We start from the raw sequence: 24860 nt of genomic DNA on the forward strand, positions 1-24860 counted from the left end.
GCGCAGGCGTTCTTCCGGTGGTGCGCCGGGGGTGGCGACCTTGACACCCACCACTATCTGACGGACAGTCAGAAACTGTCCCGTCGGGCAAGTTAGGCCGGGAGGGCCCGTCGTGCACCTCGCCCCCACCGAGCGGCAGCAGCGCCTGCGCGCCGAACTGCGCGCCTACTTCCGCGCCTTGATGCCCGAGAACGGCGAACCCGCCGACGGGCGCGCCCTGCTGCGCCGCATCGGCGCCGACGGCTGGCTGGGGCTCGGCTGGCCGACCGGGTACGGCGGCCAGGGCCGGGGCCCGGACGAGCAGTTCGTCTTCTTCGACGAGGCGTACCGGGCCGGCGCCCCCGTCTCCATGGTCACCCTCAACACGGTCGGCCCCACGCTGATGAAGTACGGCAGCGAGCGCCAGAAGGCCTACTTCCTCCCCCGGATCCTCGCCGGCGACCTGGTCTTCGCGATCGGCTACACCGAGCCCTCCGCCGGTACCGACCTCGCCTCGCTGCGGACCCGGGCCGTGCGGGAGGGCGGGGGCTGGCGGATCGACGGACAGAAGATCTTCACCTCGGGCGCCCAGCACGCCGACTGGATCTGGCTCGCCTGCCGCACCGACCCCGAAGCGCCCCGGCACCGGGGCATCTCCCTCCTCCTCGTCCCCACCGACGCCCCCGGCTTCTCCTGGACGCCGATCGAGACCGTGGGCGGGCAGACGACGACGGCCACGTACTACGACGGCGTCCGCGTCCCCCCGGAGAACCTGGTCGGCGCCGAGAACGACGGCTGGTCGCTGATCACCAGCCAGCTCAACCACGAACGGGTCGCCCTCGCCGCCGTCGGCCTCCAGGCCGAGGACTTCCACGCCGCCGCCCTCGCCGCCGCCCGTACACCCGATCCGGTGACCGGCCGTCGACGGATTGACGAGCCGTGGGTGCGGTTCCTGGCGGCCGAAGCACATGCCCGGCTGGCCGCATCGCGCCTGCTCAGCTGGCGTTTGGTGGGTGACGTCGGGGCGGGTCGGCCGACCCCCGGGGACGCCAGTGCGGTGAAGGTCGCGGGAACGGAAGCGGCTGTCGCGACGTATCGCATGTGTCAGGAGATCGTCGGAGAAGCGGCGTTGGTCCGCTCCGGCTCCCCGGGTGCGTTCGGGGACGGCGAGCTGGAGCGGCTGAACAGGGCGGCGCAGATCAACACGTTCGGGGGCGGGGTGAGCGAGGTGCAGCGGGAGATCGTCGCGACGATGCGGCTCGGGATGACGAGGGGGCCGAGGTGAGCGAGCGGGCGGACGCGCTGGGGGCACGGCTCAAGGCGTACGAGGGGTGCCCGGCCGCCGTCACCGGCGTCGGCAAGGACCCGGTGAACGCACCGATGATCCGGCACTGGTGCGAGGCGATGGGCGACACCGGTCCGGCGTACCGGGGGCCGGACGCCGTCGCCCCGCCCACCATGCTCCAGGTGTGGACGATGGGCGGCCTGTCGGGCCACGAAAGCCGCACCGGCGCCTACGACGAACTCCTCGGCCTGCTCGACGAGTCGGGCTGTACGTCGGTGGTGGCCACCGACTGCGAGCAGGAGTACCTGCGGCCCCTGCGCCCGGGCGACGAGGTCGCCTTCGACACGGTGATCGAGTCGGTGTCCGACCGCAAGACGACCACGCTGGGCACCGGGTACTTCGTCACGACCCGCACGGACGTCCGCGTGGGCGGCGACCTGGTGGGCACGCACCGCTTCCGCATCCTCAAGTACGCCCCCGCACGGCACGAACCCCGGGCGCGGCGTCCCCGCCCGGTGGTCAACCGGGACAACGCCGGCTTCTGGGAGGGCGTGGCCGGGCACCGGCTCCTCATCCAGCGCTGCACCGGCTGCGGCACCCTGCGCCACCCCTGGCTGCCGGGCTGCAACGCCTGCGGCTGCCTGGACTGGGGCACGGTCGAGGCGAGCGGTGAGGGCACGGTGTACTCGTACGTGGTGATGCACCACCCGCCCTTCCCCGCCTTCACCGAGCCCGACCAGGCCGCCGGCGCGGCGGGCCCCTACGCCGTCGGCCTGATCGAACTCGCCGAGGGCGTGCGGATGCTGAGCAACGTGGTGGGAGTGCCCTACGACAAGGTGCGCATCGGGCTGCCGGTCCGGGCGGAGTTCCGGAGGTACGAGGGCGGGGGACCCGAGGAGGGTCCACTGGTCCTGCCGGTCTTCCGGGTCGTCGAGGGCGAGGGGTGACATGGACTTCACGCCCACCGAGGCCCAGGCGGAGGCCCGCGACCTGGCCGCGCGGCTCTTCGGCGACCTCGCCACCCACGGGCGGCTGAGGGCCGCCGGCACCGGCAGCGACCCCGAGCTGTGGAAGGCCCTGTGCACGGCGGGCCTGGTCGGCGCCGTGACGGAACTGGGCCTGCTCGGGCTCGTGCTGCTCCTGGAGGAACAGGGGCGTACGACGGCCCAGGTGCCCTACGCCGCGACGTGCGTGTACGGCGTCCTGGCGGTCACCGCACACGGCACACCGGAGCAGCGGGAGCGGCTGCTGCCCGGCATCGCGGACGGCTCGGCGGTGGTCGGCGGGGCGTTCCCGGCGCAGGGAGGCGTACGGGCCTCGGCGCGAGGCGAGCTGACCGGCTCCGTCCCCGTCGTCCCCTGGCTGAGGGACGCCACCCACGTCCTGGTCGCCGACACCGACCGCGGGCTGTGGCTGGCCCCGCTCGGCGAGGGCACCGGGATCACCCCGGTGGAGCTGACGGCCCCCTGGGCCGCGGGTCGGCTCACCCTCGAGCACGCACCGGCGGAACCCCTCGGCGGCCCGCGCGCCGGGGCCTACGCGGACGTCCTGGCCACCGCACGCACCGCCTTCGCCGGGCTGCAGGCCGGGGTGTGCGCCGGGTCGCTGGCGCGGGCGGTGGCGCACACCAACACCAGGGAGCAGTTCGGGCGCCCGCTCGCCGGCCGGCAGGGCGTCCAGCTCCGGGCCGCCGACGCCCACCTGGACACCGAGGCGATACGTGTGACGGCCTACGAGGCCGCCTGGCGGCGGGACGCGGGCCTGCCGTACGCCACGCACGCGCTCACCGCCGCCTGGTGGGCCTCCGAGGCGGGGCAGCGGGTGGTGCACACCGGCCAGCATCTGCACGGCGGGGCCGGAGCCGATCTCGGCCATCCGGTGCACCGGCACTTCCTGTGGGGGCGGCAGCTGGACGCCCATCTGGGATGCGGAGCCGAAGTGCTCCAGGAACTGGGGGAGTTGATCGCGAGTGGGGAGTGAGTCATGAAGTCGCCGAGGGCGGGCGCGGAACTGCCGCCGCTGGAGATCCCGGTCACCCGCACGCTGATCGTGGCCGGGGCCGTCGCCTCCCGGGACTACCAGGACGTGCACCACGACGCGGAGCTGGCCCGGCAGAAGGGCTCACCCGACGTCTTCATGAACATCCTGACGACGAACGGGCTGGTCGGCCGGTACATCACTGACCACTTCGGCCCTTCGGCGGTGCTCCGCAAGGTCGCCATCCGGCTGGGGGCGCCCAACTACCCGGGGGACACGATGGTGCTCACGGGCAGGATCGAGGAGGTCGAGGGCGACACGGTGACGGTCCGCGTGGTCGGGGCCAACGCCCTGGGCCGGCACGTGACCGGCACGGTGACCGTCGCCCTCCCCGCTCGGGAGGCCGCGTCATGAGCGTGCGCGCACGCGACTCGCTCGGCGGCCGGGCGGCCGTCGTCGGCATCGGAGCCACCGCGTTCTCCAAGGACTCCGGGCGCAGTGAGCTGCGGCTCGCGGTGGAGGCGGTGGGAGCCGCGCTGGACGACGCGGGACTCACACCGGCGGACGTGGACGGACTGGTGACGTTCACGATGGACACCAGCCCGGAGATCACGGTGGCCCAGGCCTGCGGGATGGGAGAGCTGTCCTTCTTCTCCCGTGTCCACTACGGCGGCGGGGCGGCCTGCGCGACCGTCCAGCAGGCGGCGCTCGCGGTGGCGGCGGGCGTGGCGGAGGTGGTGGTCTGCTACCGGGCCTTCAACGAGCGCTCGGGCCGCAGATTCGGCGCGGGCGTGCAGCACCGGGAGCCGTCGGCGGAGGGCGTGGCGCTCGGCTGGGCGCTGCCGTTCGGCCTGCTCACCCCGGCCTCCTGGGTGGCGATGGCGGCCCAGCGGTATCTGCACACCTACGGCCTGACCCCCGAGGCGTTCGGGCCCGTGGCCGTGGTGGACCGCAAGTACGCGGCGACGAACCCGGCGGCCTACTTCCACGGCCGACCCATCACCCTCGCCGAACACGCCGCCTCCCGCTGGATCGTGGAGCCGCTCAGACTGCTGGACTGCTGTCAGGAGACCGACGGCGGGCAGGCCCTGGTGGTGACGTCGCTCGAGCGGGCCCGGGACCTGCCGCACCCGCCCGCCGTGATCGCGGCGGCCGCCCAGGGAGCCGGCCGGGCGCAGGAGCAGATGACCAGCTTCTACCGGGACGACCTCACCGGCCTGCCGGAGATGGGGGTGGTGGCCCGGCAGCTGTGGCGTACGTCGGGACTGGGCCCGGCCGAGATCGACGTGGGCATCCTGTACGACCACTTCACGCCGTTCGTGCTGATGCAGCTGGAGGAGTTCGGGTTCTGCGGGAAGGGAGAGGCGGCCGGCTTCGCGGCCGAGGAGCGGCTGCCGCTGAACACCCACGGGGGCCAGCTCGGGGAGGCGTATCTGCACGGGATGAACGGAGTGGCGGAGGCGGTACGCCAGCTGCGGGGCACGGCCGCCAACCAGATACCGGGGGCGGCCCGGACCCTGGTGACGGCCGGTACCGGGGTGCCGACGTCGGGGCTGGTGCTGACGGCCGACGGGTGAGCCCTCAGGGGTGAACCCGCACAGGCGGTGCTCCCCCGGTCCACCTTCAGGAGGTGGAGCCACCCCCACCCCTACAACCTGAGGGGGACCCGGCTTCGGGACCTGGGGCCGATCCGCCGGAGCGTGATCCGCTCCTAGCGTGGAGCCATGACCACACCCGTCTGCACCAGCGCCTCGGCCGCCGCCGCACCAGCGCGGCAGGCCCACGCGTACCCGTCCTTCTCGTCGTACGTGAGGGCCCGCCAGCCGGTCCTGCTGCGCACCGCGCGCTCGCTGACCGCCAACCCGAGCGATGCCGAGGACCTGCTGCAGACCGCGCTCACCAAGACCTATGTGGCTTGGGAGCGGATCGAGGACCACCGGGCGCTCGACGGCTATGTGCGCCGGGCGCTGCTGAACACGCGGACCTCGCAGTGGCGCAAGCGCAGAGTGGACGAGTACGTCTGCGACGAGCTGCCCGAGCCGGAGCCGGTACCCGGCGGGGACGATCCCGCCGAGCGGCAGGCGCTGCACGACGCGATGTGGCGGGCGATCGCCAAACTGCCCGCGCGGCAGCGGGCGATGGTCGTCCTCAGGTATTACGAGGACCTGAGCGAGGCCCAGACGGCCGAGGTGCTCGGAGTCTCGGTGGGTACGGTGAAGTCGGCGGTCTCGCGGGCCCTGGGAAAGCTGCGCGAGGATCCGGAGCTGGGACTGGTTCGCTGAACCGAGTTTGCCTCCCCCTAGTGACATACCGCTCGGTATGTGCGCAGAATCAGCGCAGCCCTCTACCACCGCGTAGGCAATGTCGCCCTGGAGGACGCCGTGCTGAGCACCATGCAGGACGTACCGCTGCTGATCTCGAGGATCCTGACCCACGGGTCGACGGTCCACGGCTCGTCGCGGGTGACCACCTGGACCGGGGAGGCCGAGCCGCACCGGCGCACCTTCGCCGAGGTCGGGGCCCGTGCGGCCCGGCTGGCGAACGCCCTGCGGGACGAACTCGGCGTCCGGGGCGACGAGCGGGTCGCCACGCTGATGTGGAACAACGCCGAACACGTCGAGGCGTACTTCGCGATCCCGTCCATGGGCGCGGTGCTGCACACCCTCAACCTGCGGCTGCCCGCCGAGCAGCTGGTGTGGATCGTCAACCACGCCGCCGACCGCGTGATCATCGTGAACGGCTCGCTGATCCCGCTGCTCGCACCGCTGCTGCCCAAGCTGCCCTCGGTGGAACACCTCGTCGTCTCCGGCCCCGGTGACCGCGCCCCGCTGCGCGGCGGCACCGCGCGCGTGCACGAGTACGAGGAGCTGATCGACGGCCGGTCCACCACCTACGACTGGCCCGAGCTGGACGAGCGCGCGGCCGCCGCGATGTGCTACACCTCCGGCACGACCGGGGACCCCAAGGGCGTGGTGTACAGCCACCGTTCGATCTACCTGCACTCCATGCAGGTCAACATGACGCAGTCGATGGGCCTGACCGACCAGGACACCTCGCTGGTCGTGGTCCCGCAGTTCCACGTCAACGCCTGGGGACTGCCGCACGCCACGTTCATGACCGGCGTCGACATGCTGATGCCGGACCGGTTCCTGCAGCCCGCCCCGCTCGCCGAGATGATCGAGCGGGAGCGGCCGACGCACGCCGCCGCCGTCCCCACCATCTGGCAGGGCCTGCTCGCCGAGCTGACGAACAGGCCCCGGAACGTCTCCTCCCTCACCCAGGTCACCATCGGCGGCTCGGCCTGCCCGCCCTCCCTGATGTCGGCCTTCGACAACCTCGGCATGCGGGTCTGCCACGCTTGGGGTATGACGGAGACCTCCCCGCTCGGCACGGTGTCCCGCCCGCCGGCCCACGCGGTCGGCACCGAGGAGGAGTTCGCCTACCGCCTCACCCAGGGCCGCTTCCCGGCCGGCGTCGAGGCCCGGCTCACCGGCCCCAGCGGAGAGCGCCTGCCCCGGGACGGCGAGTCGGCGGGCGAGCTGGAGGTGCGCGGCCCGTGGATCGCGGGCGCCTACTACAACGGCCCCGACGCCGAACCGCTGCGCCCCGCCGACAAGTTCAGCGAGGACGGCTGGCTGAAGACCGGCGACGTCGGCACCATCTCCCCCGACGGCTACCTCACCCTCACCGACCGCGCCAAGGACGTCATCAAGTCCGGCGGCGAGTGGATCTCCTCGGTCGAGCTGGAGAACGCGCTGATGTCCCACCCGGATGTCGCCGAGGCCGCCGTGGTCGCCGTACCCGACGAGAAGTGGGGCGAGCGCCCGCTGGCCACGGTCGTCCTCAAGGAGGGCGCCACCGCCGACTTCGAGACGCTGCGCACCTTCCTCGCCGAGGAGGTCCGCATCGCCAAGTGGCAGCTCCCGGAGCGCTGGACGATCGTCGAGTCGGTCCCGAAGACGAGCGTCGGCAAGTTCGACAAGAAGGTGCTCCGCGCGCGGTACGCGGAGGGGGCGCTGGACGTCACCCGGCTCTGACCGGCACGCGGCCGGGGAGTGCGGCGGGCGTCATCGCCGTACCGCCGTGCTCCCCCAGCCCAGCAGCAGCCACACCCCCGCCACCGCGCTGACCCCGCCCCAGCCCCAGTGGCCGAAGGCCAGGCCCGCGAGGATCGAGGCCAGGGCGCCGCCCGTGAAGCCGGCGACCACATAGGCGGTGTTGGCGGTGGCCGGTGCGGAGGTGGTCGTCAGGGCCAGTGTCTGGTTGGCCACGTGGGAGGCGACCAGGGCGGCGTGGATCGCGACCGCGCCCGCGAACAGCGCGACGAGAACGTGCCCGCCGAGCCAGAACAGCGGCACGGACACTGCGGCGAGCAGATAGGCGTGCTGTACGACTTTGGCGGCGCCGAAGCGGTCGACCAGGCCGCCCGCGATCGGGGCCACCGCGCTGGCCGTGAGACCGAAGAGGCCGAACAGACCGGCGGTCGCGGTGGACAGGCCGTACGCCGGGCCGGTCAGCAGCAGGGCGAGCGAGGTCCACAGGGCGCTCCAGGCGCCGAACATCCCGGCCTGCCGCACGCACGCCCGCCACAGGTCCGGCGAGCGGCGCACGAGTCCGGGCAGCTCGGCGATGCCGGAGAACAGCCCTCCCGTGCGAGGGCGCCGCTCCGACGGCAGGGCCAGAGCCGTGGCCAGGCCCAGCAGCAGGGTCAGCGCGCCGGACCCGGCGAACACCCACCGCCAGCCGAAGGCCTGTCCGGCCAGGCCGCCGACGACCCGGGCCGCGACGATGCCGGTGAACAGCCCGGCGATGACGGCGGCGACATGGCGGGCGCGGTGGTGGGCGGGGGCGCGTTCGGCGACCAGCGGGACCAGCAGCTGCGGGATCACGGTCGCCGCGGCGGCTACGAAGACGGCGGCGGCGAGGGCGCCGGTGCCGGTCGCGGCCGCGGCGAGCCCCAGCGCCGCGGTGGTGGCCAGCGAGAGCAGGGCGACCAGCGGGCGCCGGTTGACGCGGTCGCCGAGCGGGGCGAAGAAGAGCAGACCGGCCGCGTAGCCGAGCTGCGCGACCGAGGCGATCCAGGTGACGGCCGAGGGGACCGTGCCGAAGTCGTGGGCGATCAGCGGGAGCAGCGGGGCGGCGAGGTAGATGTTGGCGGCCGTGACGGCGGTGCAGACGGCGATGAGCAGGAGGAAGAGCCGGCCGGCGGCGGCCTGCTCGCGGGCGGGGGCCCGGACCTGTGGTTCCTGGTGGGCGGTGGTCGCTGACGGCATGAGCGGAGGCACTCCTTAGAGCCGACTCGCACAACTAACTGGTTGGTTGGAAACGTCAACAGAGTGCACCTCGCCGGGATTCCCTGTCAACCAAACGGTTGGTTACTTGGGCGGTACGCTGACCGCATGGCAGCAGTCAGGGACCCCGAGGCCACGAAGGCCCGCATCTTCGAGGCGGCGGTCGCCGAGTTCGCCCGGCACGGCATCGCGGGTGCCCGCATCGACCGCATCGCCGCCGGGGCCAAGGCCAACAAGCAGCTGATCTACGCCTACTTCGGCAACAAGGCGGAGCTGTTCACCCAGGTCCTGGGCAGGTCCATGGTCGACCTGGCCGCGGCCGTCCCCGTCGACCCGGACGACATCGAGGGCTGGATCGACCGGCTCCTCGACTACCACGCCGCCCACCCCGAACTGCTGCGTCTCCTCTTCTGGGAGGGCGTCGAGTACGGCAGCGCCGAACTGCCCGACGAGTCGGAGCGCCAGGACCACTACGCCCGCAAGGTGGCCGCGATCGAGGACGGCCAGGCCCGTGGCGTGATCAGCGATGCCATGCCGCCCGGCGACCTGCTCTTCCTCCTGGTCGCCCTCGCCAACTGGACCGCCGTCGTCCCGCAGATGCGGCGCATCCTCACGGGCGGCGAGAACGACGACCGCGAGCGCCTGCGGGCCTCGATCAAGGAGGCGGCCCGCAGGCTGGTCGCGCTTTAGCGGGCGCCCGACTCGGCGCCTAGTTGGTGCCGATCCTGGCCAGCAGGTCGACGATCCGCGTCTGCACCTCGGTGCTGGTGGAGCGCTCCGCGAGGAACAGGACCGTCTCGCCCGAGGCCAGCCGAGGCAGGTCGGCCTGGTCGACGGCGGCGGTATAGACGACGAGCGGAGTGCGGTTGAGCAGGCCGTTCGCACGGAGCCAGTCGATGATCCCGGTGGAGCCGGTCTGCCGCCGCTGCGCCTGCATCAGGTCCGTCACCACGAGGTTGGGCCGGAACTGCCCCGCCAGCGTCACCGCGTCGTCGTCGTTCGCGGCCCGCGCCACCTGCATCCCGCGCCGCTCCAGCGTCGCCGTCAGCGCCAGCGCGATCTCCGCGTGCTCCTCGATGAGCAGCACCCGCGGCGGATGCTGCTCGCTGTCACGCGGCGCCAGCGCCTTCAGGAGCACGGCGGGATCGGCGCCGTACGCCGCCTCCCGGGTCGCCTGCCCGAGCCCGGCCGTGACCAGCACCGGCACCTCGGCCGCGACTGCCGCCTGGCGCAGCGACTGCAGCGCGGTCCGGGTGATCGGGCCGGTCAGCGGGTCCACGAACAGCGCGGCGGGGAAGGCCGCGATCTGCGCGTCGACCTCCTCGCGCGAGTGCACGATGACCGGCCGGTAGCCGCGGTCGCTCAGCGCCTGCTGGGTCGTCACGTCCGGTGCCGGCCACACCAGCAGCCGGCGCGGGTTGTCCAGCGGCTCCGGGGGCAGCTCGTCGTCCAGCGGCTGCGGGCGCGGGGTGTCCGCGACCTCGACGGCCCCGCCGGGACCGTCCAGCGGTTCGGGCCCCTCGGCCGCGTTCGCGTCCGGGGCGCCTATGGCGTACGAGCGTCCGGGGCCCTCGGTGGCCGGGGCGAGCCGTGACTGACCCGCGAGCGAGGGCTGTGCGGGCGGCTGTTCGGCCGGCGGGTGCGGCCGGGCCGCCTGCTCCGGCTGCGGCTCGGGGCGCGCGGCCGGGTCGGGAGGCGTGCCCAGCTTGCGCCGGCGGCCGGAACCGCCCGGGGCGTGCGGGGGCGGGGTCGCCGTCTGCTGCACCTGCAAGGCCTGCCGCGAGAACGGCACGCCCTGGCCCAGCGTGCGCACGCTGATGGCCCGGCCCTGCGTGGAGTTGGGGTCGGCCGCGGGTCCCGAGGCCTCGGCGGGCAGCGGCTGTGCCGCCCGCTGCCGCTGCGCACCGGCGTGCTCCGGGGGGAGCGGGGTGCCGGGCGCGGGCGTGGCGGTGCCGGGCTGCGCGGTCCGTGGCGCGGGGCCCGCCTGGGCTCCCGGGAAGCCCGCGCCCGAGGTGTCGTCGGTGCCCGGCCACTGCTGGGGGAGCGCGGCCGCGGGCGTGCCGGCGGCCGGGGTGTTCTCCGCCGGGAGCGGCTGGGCGGGCTGGGGCGCCGTGGGGGTGCCGGCCGGCGGGATCGACTGCGCCGCCGCAACGGGCACCGCGGGCGCCTGCTGCCCCTGGGGGACCCGTGCGGGTACGGGCTGGCCGGGTGCCACCTGGGCCGGGACCGGCCGGCCCGGCGGCACCGGTACGCCCTGACCCGCGGTGCCCTGCGCGGGCACGGCGGCGTCGGGCACGGTCCCCGGCCGGCCGGGAGCCGCCTGAGCCGCGACACCGGGCTGGGCGACCGCGCCCGTCGGCGAGGTGGTGCCCTGCGCCGGGATGATCCCGTGCCCCGGGGTCGGCTGACCGGCGGCGGCCGGGGAGGGCCGCGGAACCTGTCCGGGCTGCTCCGGAGTCATCTGGGCGGGAAGGGCCACCGCGGCCTGGGCGGGTGCTCCCGGCACCGCCTCCCCCGGCTGGGCCACGGCCCGCCGGCGGCGACCGGTCGGTGCGTTCGTGGGGTGCGGCTGCGGCGGGGTGTGGTCCTCGGCCTGGTCGAGCGGTACGGCGTCGTGCCGGCCGTCGCCGGTCGTCCCCTCGACGGGAACCCGCGCCTGAGCGGGCACCTGCGCGCCCGGAGCCACGGCCACGCCCACACCCGTCGCCGTGTCGGCGGAGTCGGGTGAGCGGTCGGCCTCGGCCGGGGGCAGCGCGAAGACCGTACGGGCCCCCGCCTCCTGCGCGGCGGCCCGCTCCGCGGCGGCGGCCAGCGCACGCCGGCGCCGCCCGGTCGGCTGCTCGCCCTCGGCCGGGACGGGCTGAGCCGGCTCCGTACCTGCGGCGGGCAGCGCGGGCGGCAGGGCGGCCTGCGGTTCGCCGGAGTCTCGCCGGGCGCGGCGTCCCGTGGGCGCGGGCACGCCCTGCGGCGGCACGGTGCCGCCGAGCCCGCTGCCTGCGGCGGCGGTACCCGCGGCATGCTCGGCCGCGGTCATCACCGCGCCTTCGGACACGCCCGGACCGGCGTCGTTGTCGGCGGACCGTCCGCGTCGCCGTCCGGTCCCGCCGGACCCGGCCTCCGGGCCCTCGTCCACGGCCGGGGCCGCCTCGACCTCGGCCACCGCACGCCTGCGGCGCCGCCCGGTCGGGACGGGCGCCTCCGCCTCGCCGTCAGCGGGCTCACCGGCGGTGTCGCTCTCCAGGAAGGCGTCCGTGGAGGCCCGCCGGGCCCGCCGCCGGCCGGCGCCGGTGCCCTGCTCGGCGGGCGCGGCGCCCTCGGCGCCCTCGGCAGCGGTGTCCCCGGCGTCCAGAGCCGATGCGGCGACCGCTCCGGCGCCGCCGCCGAGCGGCACTTCGAGGACGTACGCGCTGCCGCTCATGCCGGGCACCTCGTGCGTCTGCAGCACACCGCCGTGCGCCCGTACGATCCCGCGCACCATCGGCTCGTGCACCGGGTCTCCCCCGGCGTACGGGCCGCGCACCTCGATCCGCGCGACCTCACCGCGCTGCGCGGCCGCGACCACGACGGTGTTGTCCAGGTAACCGCCCGCGGACACGGGCGTGTTGCCGGTGGCGTCGACGCCCGCGACGTCCGCCACGAGATGCGCGAGCGCGGTGGCGAGCCGCTGCGGGTCCACCTCGGCCTCGATGGGCGGTGCGTGGACGGCGAACTGCACACGCCCGGGACCGATCAGCTCGACGGCCCCTTCCACACCCGCGGCGACGACGGCGTCGAGCATCACCTTGGTACGGGTGATGTCCTCCGTGCCCGCGTCCAGCCGCTGGTAGCCGAGGACGTTGTCGATGAGGGTGGTGATGCGCGAGTACCCGGCCGAGAGGTGGTGCAGCACCTGGTTGGCCTCGGGCCACAGCTGCCCGGCGTCGTCGGCGGCCAGGGCGGACAGCTCGCGGCGCAGTTCGTCCAGCGGCCCGCGCAGGGACCGCCCGAGCAGCGTGAGCAACTGCTCGTGCCGGCCGGCGAGGGCCTCGTACCGGTCCTTCTCCCGCTCGCCGAGGGCGGCGTACCGCTCCTCGCCGGCCGCCACCTCCTCCTCGTGCTTCTCGCGCAGTTCCTCGAGTTCGGTGACGTGCTGCTGGCGCAGCGCGGTCAGGTCGGAGGCGTGCTCCTCGGAGAGCCGCTCCACCTCGTCGGCGTGCGCCTTCTCCAGCGTGTCCTTCTCCTCGGCGAGGGTGTCGTACGGCCGCCGGTCCGTGAAGGTCATGACGGCGCCGACGAGCTGGTCGCCGTCGCGCACGGGCGCGGTGGTCAGATCGACCGACACCTTCTCGTCGCCCTTGGACCACAGCACCTGCCCGCGCACCCGGTGCTTGCGCCCGGAGCGCAGCGTGTCGGCGAGCGCCGACTCCTCGTAGGGGAAGGGGGAGCCGTCGGCGCGCGAGTGCAGCACCAGGGTGTGCAGCTCCTTGCCGCCCAGCTCACCGGCCCGGTACCCCAGTATCTGGGCGGCGGCCGGGTTGACGAGCACGATCCGCCCGTCGGTGTCGGTGCCCACGACGCCCTCGGCCGCTGCCCGCAGGATCATCTCGGTCTGCCGCTGCGAGCGGGCCAGCTCGGCCTCGGTGTCCACGGTCCCGGACAGGTCCCGCACGACGAGCATCAGCAGCTCGTCACCGGTGTAGCCGTAACCGTCGTACGCCTGCTGACCGTTCTCCAGATTCGCGCTCGTGACCTCGACCGGGAACTCGCTCCCGTCGGTCCGCCGCGCGATCATCCGCGTCGGCTTGGTCCGGCCCCGCGGGTCCATGTGGTCGGGCCGTCGCATCGAGCCGGGGATCAGCCTGGAGTCGAACTGCGGCAGCAGATCGAGCAGCCCGCGCCCGACGAGGGCGGTACCCGGCGCCTCGAAGGCCTCCAGGGCGATGGTGTTGGCGTTGACGACGGTTCCGTTCGCGTTGACCAGGACCAACGCGTCGGGCAGCGCGTCGAGTATGGCTGCGAGGCGAGCAGCGCCTCGGGATGGCCTGCTGCTCACGAGACGCTTCCTCCCTGTTACCGCACTTTGCCGACCGCTCGGGCCATCTTGCCAACCGGCCCGCGACGTGTCACGCGAGGGAGTCTAAGGGCTCGGGTTGCGCTCGCGACGCCGGATGAGAGGGAGGTCGCACGAGGAAGTGACGGCGAACATGTGACCGTACGGTTTCGCTCCGGGGTCGGCCGCGCGCCGGCTCCGCGAGACCTTCGCGGGACCTTTACGGCACCGGTGACTCGGCCGCGAGGCGCCTACGAGGCGGAACCGGTCCCCGGCAGGAGGGGCACCATCCGGTCCCACCGCCCGATCTCGCATCCGTCGCCGCGGTCGTACGTGGTGTCGACGGGCCGTCCGGCCCAGGTGCCGGTGACGTGGGCGGTGGCCGGGCCGCCGTACAGCATGGTGCAGGTGCTGCCGGGGGGCACCGGGGCGAAGGTGTCCCGCCCCCAGCGCGTGTTCTCGTCGAGCACCCGGCAGGCGCCCGCCACGTCCGGGTGGTTCCCGGCTCCGGGGTGACAGGACAGCTCGTACGTCCCGTCCCGCCCGGCGCCGGCGTGCCGCACTACGACGGTGAGGTGATCACCGGCCCGGTCCTCGGGCCGGGCCGGCGGGGGCACGGCGGACGCGGCCTTGGCGGGTACGGCGGCGAGGGTGACCAGGGACGACGAGACCGAGGCGGCGGCGAGGGCCGACAGCAGGACGCCCCGGGAGACGACCGACATGACAGAGATCATGCCCTGCCCAACGCTCGCGCCCCCGGGACGTTGCGCCGGACGCGTGCCGGCCGCCCCGCCGGGCGGCCCTTTGCCCTGTGGCCCTCGCGCCTAGTACCGTGGGGGTCGATTGGTGACAGCACGCTCGACTGTGTCATCATCTGCACGCACCGCTCGCGCGCTCGCGTGAGTGGTTGTGCTGGAGGCGTCGCCTAGTCCGGTCTATGGCGCCGCACTGCTAATGCGGTTTGGGACTTACATCCCATCGAGGGTTCAAATCCCTCCGCCTCCGCGCCTGATCCCGAAGCCCCGGTCCCCAGGACCGGGGCTTCGGCGTTCCGGGGCTTCCGGCGCCCTCGACTCGCGTTCCCCGTCCGAATCCGTGTTTTCGCAGGTCACAAGGGGTGTGCGAATCGGATTTCACATGACGGCGGCAGTCATGTAATGTTCTTCCTGTCGCCGCGAGCGGGCCGGGAGGGCCGGGAGCGGAGACAAAAACAAAAGAACAAGCACTCGTAGCTTAACGGATAGAGCATCTGACTACGGATCAGAAGGTTGCAGGTTCGAATCCTGCCGAGTGCACACAGGTTGAAGGCCCCGGAGAGATCCGGGGCCTTCGGCGTTTTCCGTATGCGCGATCTCCGCGCGCGATCTTCCGGCCCGGACACCGCGACGGTGCCCGGGCCGTCACCGGCGGCGCGGCTCTAAGCCGACGCCCCGTCAGTGGACTTCTCGGCCGACTGCACCCGGTGCCGGGGCAGCGACCGCCGGGGCGGCCTGGTGAGGGTGATCTGACGCACCAGCTGCTGGAAGCAGGCCAGGGAGGCGAAGCTCGGCAGGGCGGCGGCCGCGGTGTCGACGACGTCCTTCGGCGCCTGGGCCACGCACAGTCCCATCGCGAGGGCGGAGAAGATCAGGATGACGCACCAGGAGTGGAAGGCCCGCCGCTGGTGCAGCGCCGCGCGGAGGATGGACAGCGACGCCACCAGCCAGGGGCCGAAGACGAGAACGGGCCACCAGGCGACCACGCCGCTGTGCGTCCGGGACTCCGCGACGAACCGCAGCGGGTCGTACGCGATCATTCCGCCGAAGATGCTCACGGCGCCCGCGATGACGGTCGCCAGGGCGGCGATGATGTAGCTGGCGGTGCGGATCGTGTCCAGCCGCCGGCGTTCCCTCACCTTGCGGTGCCCCCGGCGACCGCCCTTCAACGGGGGCAGCTCCGCCGTGATTTCCACCAGGGCTTCGCGGGGCGTCTTCGGGTTCGGCTCGGGTACCGGTTCCTCGGTGCGCGCCGCCGGGATTCTCGCCTGCTGCTGCTGTTCCTCCTCCATGGCGTCCTGCAGCATGAAGGCCAGCTCTTCCGCCGGGTCCCACCCCGAGTCGGGCGGAATCAGCGGAGTGTAAAAAATATCGGTGGGTGCCCGGTGCCTGCCGCTGCCCTGGTGGCCGTCCGGATAATCGGGGGCCGAATTCGGGTAGTAACCCGTCTGCTCGTAATGCATGACCTGATGCGGCTATTCTGTTCGTGATCGACGGGGCCAGGTTTCCGCCCGGGCCCAGCGTCTCGACAGATCCCTTTCCAGGGCGTTCATGACGTCCATGAACTCCTGCAGGATCTCTTCGCTCGCGTCGAGCGTGACGGGGAGGCCCCCCTTCAACAGGGTTCCATTGACCGCGCCCCTCCGGTCCGGGGCGGGGACGTAGGTGTAGGAGCCCAGCCGCGTGGATCCCCGAGCTTGCCCCATCGTTGCCTGAGTCATATTCCCACTAACGGCTTATTTCGGCGGTGGATGCGCGGCGATCGGGTGAAGGATTAGCCGGACAAACACCTTGTTCAGGTATCGGGCGGCCCTATATGCAGCTGTATGAAGAATGAAAAGCGTTCGTTGATTTCTCGCATTTCATCCCCGGCACGGTCAACTCGCACGGCCGGACCGGCCATTGGGGGGCGCGGGTCTCAGCACTCCTCCTCCGGGTCGTTCCTGTTCAGCTTCTCCAGGTACTCGTGGGCCAGTGCGGTCGCCCGGGTGAACCAGTCCGTGACGACCGCCAGCTCCTCGGGGGAGTAGTCGGCGAACAGGGCCGTGAGGCGCTGGTAGTGGCCCGCGTACACGGCCTCGACGCGGGTCACCGCCGCCGGTACGGCGGCCACGCGGACCCGCCGGCGGTCGGCGGGGTCGGAGCGGCGGGTGACGTAGCCGGCGCGTTCGAGCCGGTTGAGGATGCCGGTCACCGCGCCCGTGGTGACGTGGGCGCGGGCCGCCAGGTCGCCGGCCGTGAGCAGCTCGTCGCCCGCCTCCAGGACGAAGGCGAAGCAGGTCAGGTCGGTGACGTTCAGGCCGAGCCGCCGGGCCAGCTCCTGCTGGCCGATCAGGTGGGCGGCGATGAGGTGGTCCATCGCCGACAGCGCCCGGGCCGGGGTGGCGGGCGGTCGGGTCCTGCCGTCCATCTTTCGCAATCCCTTAGTTGGTGAGATATTCGAGCGGTAAATGTCTTGGTCCGTGAGGGAACATAGTCCCTGGAGGCGGCTGCATGAGTCTGTACGACGAGGGTCACACGATCGCCGGCTGGACCGGCGCAGGTGTCGCGACCGTCGGAAGCGCCGTGCTGGGACTGGGGGTGTGCACGGTCTCGGTACCGGCCCTCGTGGGCGGGCTCGCGATCGTGGGCCTGAGCGTCCTGGTGACCTGGGTGCTGCATCTGTCGGGCTGGGGCAAGCCGCCGGGGGTGCGGCCGAGGGACCAGTGGGGGATGCGGGTCCGGGACGCCCGGGCCGGGGACGGACACCCCGGTTGCGTCAGCTGCCGGCTGGCGGGGCGGGGGCGGACCGCGGCGGACGCGACGCCGGCGACCGTGGTGCCGGACGGGGCTCGCGCGGAATCGGTGCCGCTGTCGCCCGTCGACTGAGGGCCGTGCCCGTGCCCGTCCTCCCGTGACGCGGGCGGAGGGCCCGCGGTGGCCGCTCCCGGGGCGCTGTCAGTGCCACCTCCTACCCTCACGAGTGATGGCACACGTGTGGAGATGCTCGGGACTGCGCTGGACGCCGGAAGGCCCCGTGCTGGTGTGGGACGGGGGGCGGCGCAGTGCGCTGCCGTGGGGGAAGCGGGTCGCGTTCGCCGTCGCGGAGGGCTCGGCACGGCGGTGCGTGGGGGCGCGGGGACACGCGTGTCCGCTGCGGGCCGGGGTGTCCGGGCGGAGCACGGGGGCCCGGTGCGAGGAGTGCGCGCGGCTGGACCGGGCGCACTCCGTGGCCGCCGACACCATCGCCGACGACCCGCGGCCCTACCGGGTGTACCTGGCGTGGTTCGGGCCCGGCATGGTCAAGGTCGGCATCACCGCCGTCGAGCGCGGGTCGGCGCGGCTGCTCGAGCAGGGGGCCGTCTGCTTCAGCTGGCTGGGCAGCGGACCCCTGATGGCCGCCCGGCGCACCGAGGAGCTGCTGCGGGCCGCCCTCCAGGTGCCGGACCGCATTCCGTACGCCGAGAAGCGGGCGGTGCGGGCGGCGCTGCCCGAGACGGAGGACGAGCGGGCGGCCGAGGTGCGGGAGCTGCACGCGCGTGCGGTCGTACTGGGCGGATGGCCCGAGTCGTTGACCAGAGAGCCGTGTCAACCCGTCGACCACGTGGTCCGGTTCGGGCTCTCCGGTGTACCGGCCGCCTTCGGTGACGTCGTCCAGCTCGTCCCGGGCGGCGCCGTGAGCGGTGACCTGGTCGCGGCCGCCGGACCCGATCTTCATCTGGGGATCGCGGGACGGGGGGTGGTCGTGGTCGACACGCGGCTGATGACCGGGTGGGAGCTGGCGCCGCTGACCGCACCGGCAAGCGTTCTCGGCGTCCCGGCAAGGGAGTTCAGGAGCGAGCAGGAGGGGCTGTTCTGAGCCGCGGCGGCCCGTGAGCCCGAAGGTCAAGAGATGGATCCCTCACGGATCCCTTTGGGCAAGGTCCATGGACCCGCGGCTGCGCGTCCGGTCATCGTGGCCGACATGAGCGATCAGCGACTTGCGCCTGTCAGCCCGACGTCCGCCTTCGAACCCCCCTACTACGCAGTGGTGTTCGCCTCCCACCGCACCGACCGCGACCCCGACGGATACACCGACACCGCACGACACCTCTCCGGTCTCGTGCGGGAGATCCCGGGCTTCCTCGGCGAGGACTTCGCCCACACGCCCGGCGGACTCGCGATCTCCGTCGCCTACTTCCGGGACCTCGCCGGTATCGAGGAGTGGCGCCGCCACCCCGAGCACCTCGACGCCAAGCTGCGTGGGCGCGAACGGTGGTACGAGCGGTACGTGATCCACATCGCCCGGGTCGAGCACAGCCACGGGTTCTCGCGCACGTGAGTGCTTCCCAGGAGTTCCCTGAGAGGCGCCTGTGTGTTTCTTAGGGAAATCACAGATTCGTGAAAGCGTGTTCTCAGAGGACCCCGACAAGGTGTCCACCATGACCACGACCTCGCCCCAGGGGCGCACCGAACTGCTGAGGCCGGACGGGAGCCCCGTCCGAGTGCTTGTGGTGGACGACGAGTTGTCGATCACCGAACTGCTGAGCATGGCTCTTCGTTACGAGGGCTGGCAGATCAGGAGTGCGGGCGACGGGCAGGGGGCCATCCAGACCGCCCGCGAGTTCCGGCCCGACGCCGTCGTCCTGGACATGATGCTGCCCGACATGGACGGGCTCACCGTGCTGGGCCGGCTGCGGCGCGAGCTGCCCGACGTGCCCGTCCTCTTCCTCACCGCCAAGGACGCCGTCGAGGACCGCATCGCCGGGCTCACCGCCGGCGGCGACGACTACGTCACCAAGCCGTTCAGCCTGGAGGAGGTCGTCGCCCGGCTGCGGGGACTGATCCGCAGGTCCGGGGCGGCCGACCGGCGGTCCGACTCGGTACTCGTCGTCGGTGACCTCACCCTGGACGAGGACAGCCACGAGGTCTCGCGGGACGGGCAGTCCATCCACCTCACCGCCACCGAGTTCGAGCTGCTGCGCTTCCTGATGCGCAATCCGCGGCGCGTGCTCAGCAAGGCGCAGATCCTGGACCGCGTGTGGTCGTACGACTTCGGCGGTCAGGCCAATGTGGTCGAGCTGTACATCTCGTACCTGCGCAGGAAGATCGACGCCGGCCGTGAGCCCATGATCCACACCCGGCGTGGGGCCGGATACCTCATCAAGCCCGCCGTGTCATGAGCGGACGACGACGGCCGCGTCCGCAGAAGAAGCGAGCGGGACAGCCGCGCACCCTGCGGACCCGGCTCGTCGTCGCGTCGGTGGTGCTGATCGCCGTGGTGTGCGCGGTGATCGGCACCGTGACGACACTCGCGTTGCGGCAGCACCTGTACGACCAGCTGGAGGACAAGGTGACGGAGACCGCCATGCGCGCGGTCGGTCACATGCAGCTGCCCCCGGGCGCCGGCAGCCCCGGCGCGAACCCGGCGGGCCAGGACGCCTCGTCCGGGGTCACCGCCACGCCGGGCGAGAAGGTCGACAACCTGCTCACCAAGGGCCCCACCCAGCCCCAGACCGTCGCCGCCTACGTGCAGGACGGCTCGATCACCTCCGCCGGGGTCGCCCAGCAGCTCAACGACGACTACGGCCTGTTCAAGAAGATGCGGGCCGGCTCCCTCACCGCGGCGCAGAAGCAGGCCCTCGCCGAGGTGGCGAAGGACAACAGGGCGCACACCGTGGAGCTCCCGGGGCTCGGGGACTACCTCGTCAAGTACATGGCGAGCCGGGACAGCAGCGACGCGTACTACGTCGCCCTGCCCACCAAGGACGTCGACGACAACATCGACACCCTCATCCTGGTCGAGGTCAGCGTCACCGCCGCCGGCCTGGTCGCCGCCGGAATCGCGGGCTACGTGCTCGTCGGCGTCGCCACCCGCCCCCTGCGCAAGGTCGCCGCCACCGCCGGCCGGGTCTCCGAACTCACCCTGCACACCGGCGAGGTGAACCTCAGCGAGCGGGTCCCGGACTCCGAGTGCGACCCGCACACCGAGGTCGGCCGGGTCGGCGCCGCGCTCAACCGCATGCTCGACCATGTGCACGGCGCTCTGCACGCCCGGCAGCAGAGCGAGACGCGGGTACGGCAGTTCGTCGCGGACGCCAGTCACGAGCTGCGGACACCGCTCGCCTCCATCCGCGGGTACGCGGAACTCACCCGGCGCGGGCGCGAACAGGTCGGGCCCGACACCCGGCACGCCCTCGGACGGATCGAGTCCGAGGCCGGGCGGATGACGCTCCTCGTCGAGGACCTGCTCCTGCTCGCCCGCCTCGACGCCGGCCGGCCGCTGCAGTTCGAGCAGACCGACCTCGTTCCGCTCGTCGTGGACACCGTCAGCGACGCCCGCGCGGCCGGCATGGACCACAACTGGCGGCTCGAACTGCCCGACGAACCGGCCCTGGTGTCGGCGGACGCGGCACGCCTGCAACAGGTGCTCGTCAACCTGCTCGGCAACGCCCGCAACCACACCCCGCCCGGTACGACGGTCACCGCGCGGGTACAGCGGCGCGGGCCGTGGATGTGCGTCGACGTGGAGGACAACGGGCAGGGCATCCCGCCGGAGCTGCTGCCGCATGTCTTCGAGCGGTTCGCGCGGGGCGACTCCGCCCGCTCGCGTGCCACCGGTTCGACCGGTCTCGGGCTCGCCATCGTGCAGGCCGTGGCCGCCGCGCACGGCGGCGCCGTGACCGTGGACAGCGTCCCGGGACGGACGGTGTTCACCGTGCACCTGCCCGCGCTCGCCCCGGCCCTGCCCCGGCCGGACCCCGAGACGAACTGGCACTCGCACTCACAGGCACAGCACAGTGCCACCACATCGGTGCGACAGGGCGCCTGACGAGAGTCGGTTCCATGCGAACCGACTCTTCTCCCGGCACCCTGCCGGCGCGGGAGCACCTCCCGGCCGGAGACGCCGGTACGCCTGTCCTGGACGTAGTGATCCCCGTCTACAACGAGGAGAAGGACCTCCAGCCGTGCGTCCGCAGACTGCACGCGCACCTGACGCGCACCTTCCCGTACGCCTTCCGCATCACGATCGCGGACAACGCGTCCACGGACAGCACCCCGCTGGTGGCGGCGCGGCTGGAGGCGGAGATCCCCGAGGTCACCAACTTCCGGCTGGCGCAGAAGGGCCGTGGGCGCGCCCTCAGGACCGTGTGGTCCGCGTCCGACGCGCCGATCCTCGCGTACATGGACGTCGACCTGTCCACCGACCTCAACGCCCTGCTGCCGCTGGTGGCACCGCTGATCTCGGGCCACTCGGACCTCGCGATCGGCTCCCGGCTCGCCCGCGCCTCCCGGGTCGTGCGCGGCCCCAAGCGCGAGTTCATCAGCCGGGCCTACAACCTGATCCTGCGCGGCTCGCTGCAGGCCCGGTTCTCCGACGCCCAGTGCGGCTTCAAGGCCATCCGCCGCGACGTCGCCCAGGTGCTGCTGCCGCTGGTGGAGGACACCGGCTGGTTCTTCGACACCGAGATGCTGGTGCTCGCCGAGCGTGCCGGGCTCAGGATCCACGAGGTGCCGGTCGACTGGGTCGACGACCCGGACTCCACCGTGCACATCGTGAAGACGGCCACCGACGACCTCAAGGGCGTGTGGCGGATCGGCAAGGCCCTGGCCACCGGTTCGCTGCCGCTGGACCGGCTCACCCGGCCCTTCGGCGACGACCCGCGCGACCGCGAGATCCAGGACGTGCCCAAGGGGCTGGCCCGCCAGCTCGTCGGGTTCTGTGTGGTCGGCGGCCTTTCCACCCTGTTCTACCTGCTGCTCTACAGCGTCTTCCGGCAGTTCTCCGGTTCGCAGATCGCCAACGCGCTCGCCCTGCTCGTCTCGGCCGTCGCCAACACGGCCGCCAACCGCCGGCTGACCTTCGGGGTCCGGGGCCGGGGCGGTGCCGTACGGCACCAGGCGCAGGGCCTGGTCGTCTTCGGCATCGGACTCGCCCTGACCAGCGGCTCCCTGGCCGCCCTCGACGCGGCCACCGGCAACCCGGCGCACTCCACCGAGCTGGCGGTGCTCATCGCCGCCAACCTCGCGGCGACCGTCCTGCGCTTCCTGCTCTTCCGGGCCTGGGTGTTCTCGGACCGCGGGGAGGAGTCCGGCGGCTCGACGGTGGTCGCCACGCACACCCTGTCCTCGCCGACGTACACGACGAGCGTGCCGTACCCGCCGGGCGGACCGCTTCCGCAGCGCCCGGTGCCGTACCAGCCGTACATCCCGTACCAGACCACCCAGGTCCGCGCCGGTGAAGCCGCGGACGGCAGCTGGAGGGACGCCACCATGCGGTTGCAGCCGGTGCGCCCTCACGACACCGATCCGGGGGACTCCCGATGACCACCCACTACGACCCGCCCACCGCACAGGGCACACCCGTCGCCTGGGGCCCGCCGCCCACGGCTCCACCCGAGGCCCCCGAGGCCGGTGAGCCCAGGCAGCCCCGGACCCGCGGACTGTGGCGCGGCCGTCCCGAGGACCCGCGCTGGGCACGCCCGGCCCTTCTCGGCCTGCTGGCCCTCACCCTCGTCACCTACCTGTACAATCTGAGCGCCTCCGGCTACGCCAACTCCTTCTACTCGGCGGCCGTCCAGGCGGGCAGCAAGTCCTGGAAGGCGTTCTTCTTCGGCTCGCTGGACGCGGGCAACGCCATCACCGTCGACAAGCCCTCGGCCTTCATGTGGCCGATGGAGCTGTCGGTCAGGATCTTCGGCCTGAACTCGTGGGCGATCCTCACCCCCGAGGTCCTCATGGGCGTCGGCACGGTGGCGGTGGTGTACGCGGGTGTACGGCGCCGGTTCAGCCCGGCGGCGGGTCTCGTCGCGGGTGCGGTGCTGGCGCTCACCCCGGTCGCCGCGCTGATGTTCCGGTTCAACAACCCCGACGCGCTGCTGGCGCTGCTGATGTCGCTGGCCTGCTATTTCGTCGTACGGGCCGTGGAGGACGGCCGGACGAGGTGGCTGGTGTGGGCCGGGGCCGCGATCGGCTTCGCCTTCCTCGCCAAGACGCTGCAGGCCTTCCTGATCCTGCCGCCGCTGGCGATCGTGTACGCCGTCTGCGGTCCGGTGAGGCTGCGTAAGCGGCTGGTGCAGCTGGGCCTGGCGACCGTCGCGCTGGTCGTGGCCGGCGGCTGGTGGGTCGCGGTCGTCGAGCTGTGGCCGGCCTCCTCGCGTCCCTACATCGGCGGTTCGCAGAACAACAGCTTCCTGGAGCTGACCTTCGGCTACAACGGCCTCGGCCGGATCAGCGGCGACGAGACCGGCAGTGTCGGTGGCGGTGGCGGCGGCAACGGCTCCGGGCGCTGGGGCTCGACCGGCTGGGACCGGATGTTCAACTCCGAGATCGGCAGCCAGATCTCCTGGCTGATCCCGGCCGCGCTGATCCTGCTGGTCGCCGGCCTCTGGGCGACCCGGAAGGCGCGCCGTACGTCCGTCACGCGCGCCTCGTTCCTGGCGTGGGGCGGCTCGCTGCTGATCACCATGGTGGTCTTCAGCTACATGGCGGGCATCTTCCACCAGTACTACACGGTGGCCCTCGCCCCCTACGTCGCGGCCGTCACCGGCATGGGCGCCGGGCTGCTGTGGGAGAAGCGCAGGGAGACCTGGGCGTCGATCACGCTGGCCGCCGCCGTGGTGGCCGCGGCCGCCTGGGGGTACGTCCTGCTCAACCGCACCTCCGGCTATCTGCCCTGGCTGAAGTGGCTGGTCCTGATCGGCGGGCTCGCGGCCGCGTTCGGACTGGTCTTCGCGGGCCGCATCTCGCGTCAGCTGGCCCTCGGTGCTGCGGCTGTGGGCCTGGTGGCCGCACTCGCCGGTCCCACGGCGTACACCCTCAGCACGGTGAACTCCGCGCACACCGGCTCCATCCCGACGGCCGGTCCGGCGGGCGCGAGCACGATGGGCTTCGGCGGCGGCGGTCCGGGCGGTGGCACGGGCGGCGGCATGCGCGGCGGCTTCGGCGGCGGCATGCCGGGTCAGGGCCAGCAGGGTCAGGGCCAGCAGGGTCAGCAGAACGGCAACGGGACCGTGCCGGGTCAGGGCCAGGGCGTCCCCGGCGGTGGCATGCCGGGAGGTGGCATGCCGGGCCGGAACGGCAACTCCCAGGGCCAGAACCAGCAGGGGCAGCAGGGGCAGCAGGGGCAGCAGGGGCAGCAGAACGGCAACGGCTTCCCGGGCGGCGGTGCCATGGGCGAGGGCGGCCGGATGGGCGGCGGCGGTGCCGGCGGCCTGCTGAACGGCGCGGACGTCAACTCCGCGGCCAAGAAGCTGCTGGAGACGGACGCGGGCCGGTACACCTGGGTCGCCGCCTCCATCGGCTCGCAGAACGCCGCGAGCTACCAGCTGGCCACCGGTGACCCGGTGATGGCGATCGGCGGCTTCAACGGCACCGACCCGTCCCCGACGCTCGCCGAGTTCAAGAAGTACGTGGCGGCAGGAAAGATCCACTACTTCATCGCCGGCGGCATGGGCGGTGGCATGGGAGGCGGCGACAGCGGTGCGTCGTCCGGGATCAGCTCCTGGGTGCAGAACAACTTCAAGAAGGTGACGGTCGGTTCGGCCACCTTCTACGACCTCACCCAGAAGAAGAGCGGCTGACGT

20 protein-coding genes and 2 tRNA genes are annotated in these 24860 nt (G+C 72.8%); 17 read left to right on the forward strand and 5 right to left on the reverse strand.

Annotation, left to right across the window (positions count from 1 at the left end):
• Window positions 1-112 precede the first annotated feature (112 nt).
• The 7 genes from AC07CM_RS06420 to AC07CM_RS06450 all read left to right on the forward strand — a co-directional run bounded on the left by AC07CM_RS06420 (window position 113) and on the right by AC07CM_RS06450 (window position 7278).
• Entirely contained in the window at window positions 113-1264 is a 1152-nt protein-coding gene (locus AC07CM_RS06420; RefSeq protein WP_478875192.1) for an acyl-CoA dehydrogenase family protein, read from the forward strand.
• Complete coding sequence (locus AC07CM_RS06425; protein ID WP_478875193.1) at window positions 1261-2211, forward strand: bifunctional MaoC family dehydratase N-terminal/OB-fold nucleic acid binding domain-containing protein; 951 nt, start codon at window positions 1261-1263, stop codon at window positions 2209-2211. Before AC07CM_RS06420 ends, AC07CM_RS06425 begins: the two co-directional genes overlap by 4 nt.
• 1 nt (window position 2212) lies before the next feature.
• Window positions 2213-3244, forward strand: a complete 1032-nt coding sequence (locus tag AC07CM_RS06430; RefSeq protein WP_478875194.1) for an acyl-CoA dehydrogenase family protein — start codon at window positions 2213-2215, stop codon at window positions 3242-3244.
• Window positions 3245-3247: 3 nt separating this feature from the next.
• A complete protein-coding gene (locus AC07CM_RS06435) occupies window positions 3248-3655 on the forward strand; it encodes a MaoC family dehydratase (protein ID WP_478875195.1) in 408 nt (135 codons plus the stop codon).
• The gene (locus tag AC07CM_RS06440) at window positions 3652-4818 is read left to right on the forward strand and encodes a lipid-transfer protein (RefSeq protein WP_478875196.1); all 1167 of its coding nucleotides are present in this window, start codon (window positions 3652-3654) and stop codon (window positions 4816-4818) included. Before AC07CM_RS06435 ends, AC07CM_RS06440 begins: the two co-directional genes overlap by 4 nt.
• Before the next feature lie 147 nt (window positions 4819-4965).
• Window positions 4966-5523 (forward strand): SigE family RNA polymerase sigma factor, encoded by a 558-nt coding sequence (locus AC07CM_RS06445; protein WP_478875197.1) that lies wholly within the window; start codon window positions 4966-4968, stop codon window positions 5521-5523.
• A gap of 99 nt (window positions 5524-5622) precedes the next feature.
• The gene (locus tag AC07CM_RS06450) at window positions 5623-7278 is read left to right on the forward strand and encodes a long-chain fatty acid--CoA ligase (RefSeq protein ID WP_478875329.1); all 1656 of its coding nucleotides are present in this window, start codon (window positions 5623-5625) and stop codon (window positions 7276-7278) included.
• A 30-nt stretch (window positions 7279-7308) separates the two neighbouring features.
• On the opposite strand, the gene AC07CM_RS06455 is transcribed toward AC07CM_RS06450, so the two are convergent.
• Entirely contained in the window at window positions 7309-8514 is a 1206-nt protein-coding gene (locus AC07CM_RS06455) for an MFS transporter (protein WP_478875198.1), read from the reverse strand.
• Window positions 8515-8640: 126 nt separating this feature from the next.
• On the opposite strand from AC07CM_RS06455, the gene AC07CM_RS06460 reads away from it, so the two are divergent.
• Window positions 8641-9222, forward strand: coding sequence for a TetR/AcrR family transcriptional regulator (locus AC07CM_RS06460; RefSeq protein WP_478875199.1), 582 nt, complete (start codon window positions 8641-8643; stop codon window positions 9220-9222).
• Between the two features lie 19 nt (window positions 9223-9241).
• On the opposite strand, the gene AC07CM_RS06465 is transcribed toward AC07CM_RS06460, so the two are convergent.
• The gene (locus AC07CM_RS06465) at window positions 9242-13564 is read right to left on the reverse strand and encodes a hybrid sensor histidine kinase/response regulator (RefSeq protein ID WP_478875200.1); all 4323 of its coding nucleotides are present in this window, start codon (window positions 13562-13564) and stop codon (window positions 9242-9244) included.
• A gap of 248 nt (window positions 13565-13812) precedes the next feature.
• Complete coding sequence (locus AC07CM_RS06470; protein ID WP_478875201.1) at window positions 13813-14283, reverse strand: SSI family serine proteinase inhibitor; 471 nt, start codon at window positions 14281-14283, stop codon at window positions 13813-13815.
• A 192-nt stretch (window positions 14284-14475) separates the two neighbouring features.
• On the opposite strand from AC07CM_RS06470, the gene AC07CM_RS06475 reads away from it, so the two are divergent.
• Window positions 14476-14566: transfer RNA gene (locus AC07CM_RS06475), tRNA-Ser, on the forward strand.
• A 217-nt stretch (window positions 14567-14783) separates the two neighbouring features.
• Window positions 14784-14856 (forward strand) — tRNA-Arg (locus tag AC07CM_RS06480).
• A 122-nt stretch (window positions 14857-14978) separates the two neighbouring features.
• On the opposite strand, the gene AC07CM_RS06485 is transcribed toward AC07CM_RS06480, so the two are convergent.
• Complete coding sequence (locus tag AC07CM_RS06485; RefSeq protein ID WP_478875202.1) at window positions 14979-15779, reverse strand: DUF2637 domain-containing protein; 801 nt, start codon at window positions 15777-15779, stop codon at window positions 14979-14981.
• A gap of 455 nt (window positions 15780-16234) precedes the next feature.
• On the reverse strand, window positions 16235-16726 hold the full coding sequence (locus AC07CM_RS06490; protein WP_478875203.1) for a MarR family winged helix-turn-helix transcriptional regulator: 492 nt from the start codon (window positions 16724-16726) through the stop codon (window positions 16235-16237).
• Between the two features lie 83 nt (window positions 16727-16809).
• Here AC07CM_RS06490 and AC07CM_RS06495 point away from each other — a divergent pair, with 83 nt between their 5' ends.
• The 7 genes from AC07CM_RS06495 (at window position 16810) to AC07CM_RS06525 (ending at window position 24857) form a co-directional block, all read left to right on the forward strand.
• Window positions 16810-17184, forward strand: coding sequence for an HGxxPAAW family protein (locus AC07CM_RS06495; RefSeq protein ID WP_478875204.1), 375 nt, complete (start codon window positions 16810-16812; stop codon window positions 17182-17184).
• A 97-nt stretch (window positions 17185-17281) separates the two neighbouring features.
• On the forward strand, window positions 17282-18154 hold the full coding sequence (locus AC07CM_RS06500; RefSeq protein WP_478875205.1) for a DUF2797 domain-containing protein: 873 nt from the start codon (window positions 17282-17284) through the stop codon (window positions 18152-18154).
• A gap of 105 nt (window positions 18155-18259) precedes the next feature.
• Entirely contained in the window at window positions 18260-18616 is a 357-nt protein-coding gene (locus AC07CM_RS06505) for an antibiotic biosynthesis monooxygenase family protein (RefSeq protein ID WP_478875206.1), read from the forward strand.
• A 100-nt stretch (window positions 18617-18716) separates the two neighbouring features.
• Complete coding sequence (locus AC07CM_RS06510; RefSeq protein ID WP_478875207.1) at window positions 18717-19457, forward strand: response regulator transcription factor; 741 nt, start codon at window positions 18717-18719, stop codon at window positions 19455-19457.
• Window positions 19454-21106: a sensor histidine kinase gene (locus AC07CM_RS06515; protein WP_478875208.1), complete on the forward strand. Its 1653-nt coding sequence runs from the start codon at window positions 19454-19456 to the stop codon at window positions 21104-21106. The genes AC07CM_RS06510 and AC07CM_RS06515 overlap by 4 nt, the downstream gene beginning before the upstream one ends.
• Window positions 21107-21120: 14 nt before the next feature.
• On the forward strand, window positions 21121-22602 hold the full coding sequence (locus tag AC07CM_RS06520; protein ID WP_478875209.1) for a bifunctional glycosyltransferase family 2/GtrA family protein: 1482 nt from the start codon (window positions 21121-21123) through the stop codon (window positions 22600-22602).
• Window positions 22599-24857 carry a glycosyltransferase family 39 protein gene (locus AC07CM_RS06525; RefSeq protein ID WP_478875210.1) on the forward strand — a complete coding sequence of 753 codons (2259 nt, stop codon included), beginning with the start codon at window positions 22599-22601 and terminating at the stop codon, window positions 24855-24857. The genes AC07CM_RS06520 and AC07CM_RS06525 overlap by 4 nt, the downstream gene beginning before the upstream one ends.
• The last annotated feature ends 3 nt before the right edge of the window (window positions 24858-24860 follow it).

This window comes from Streptomyces sp. NPDC044061 (assembly GCF_056434305.1).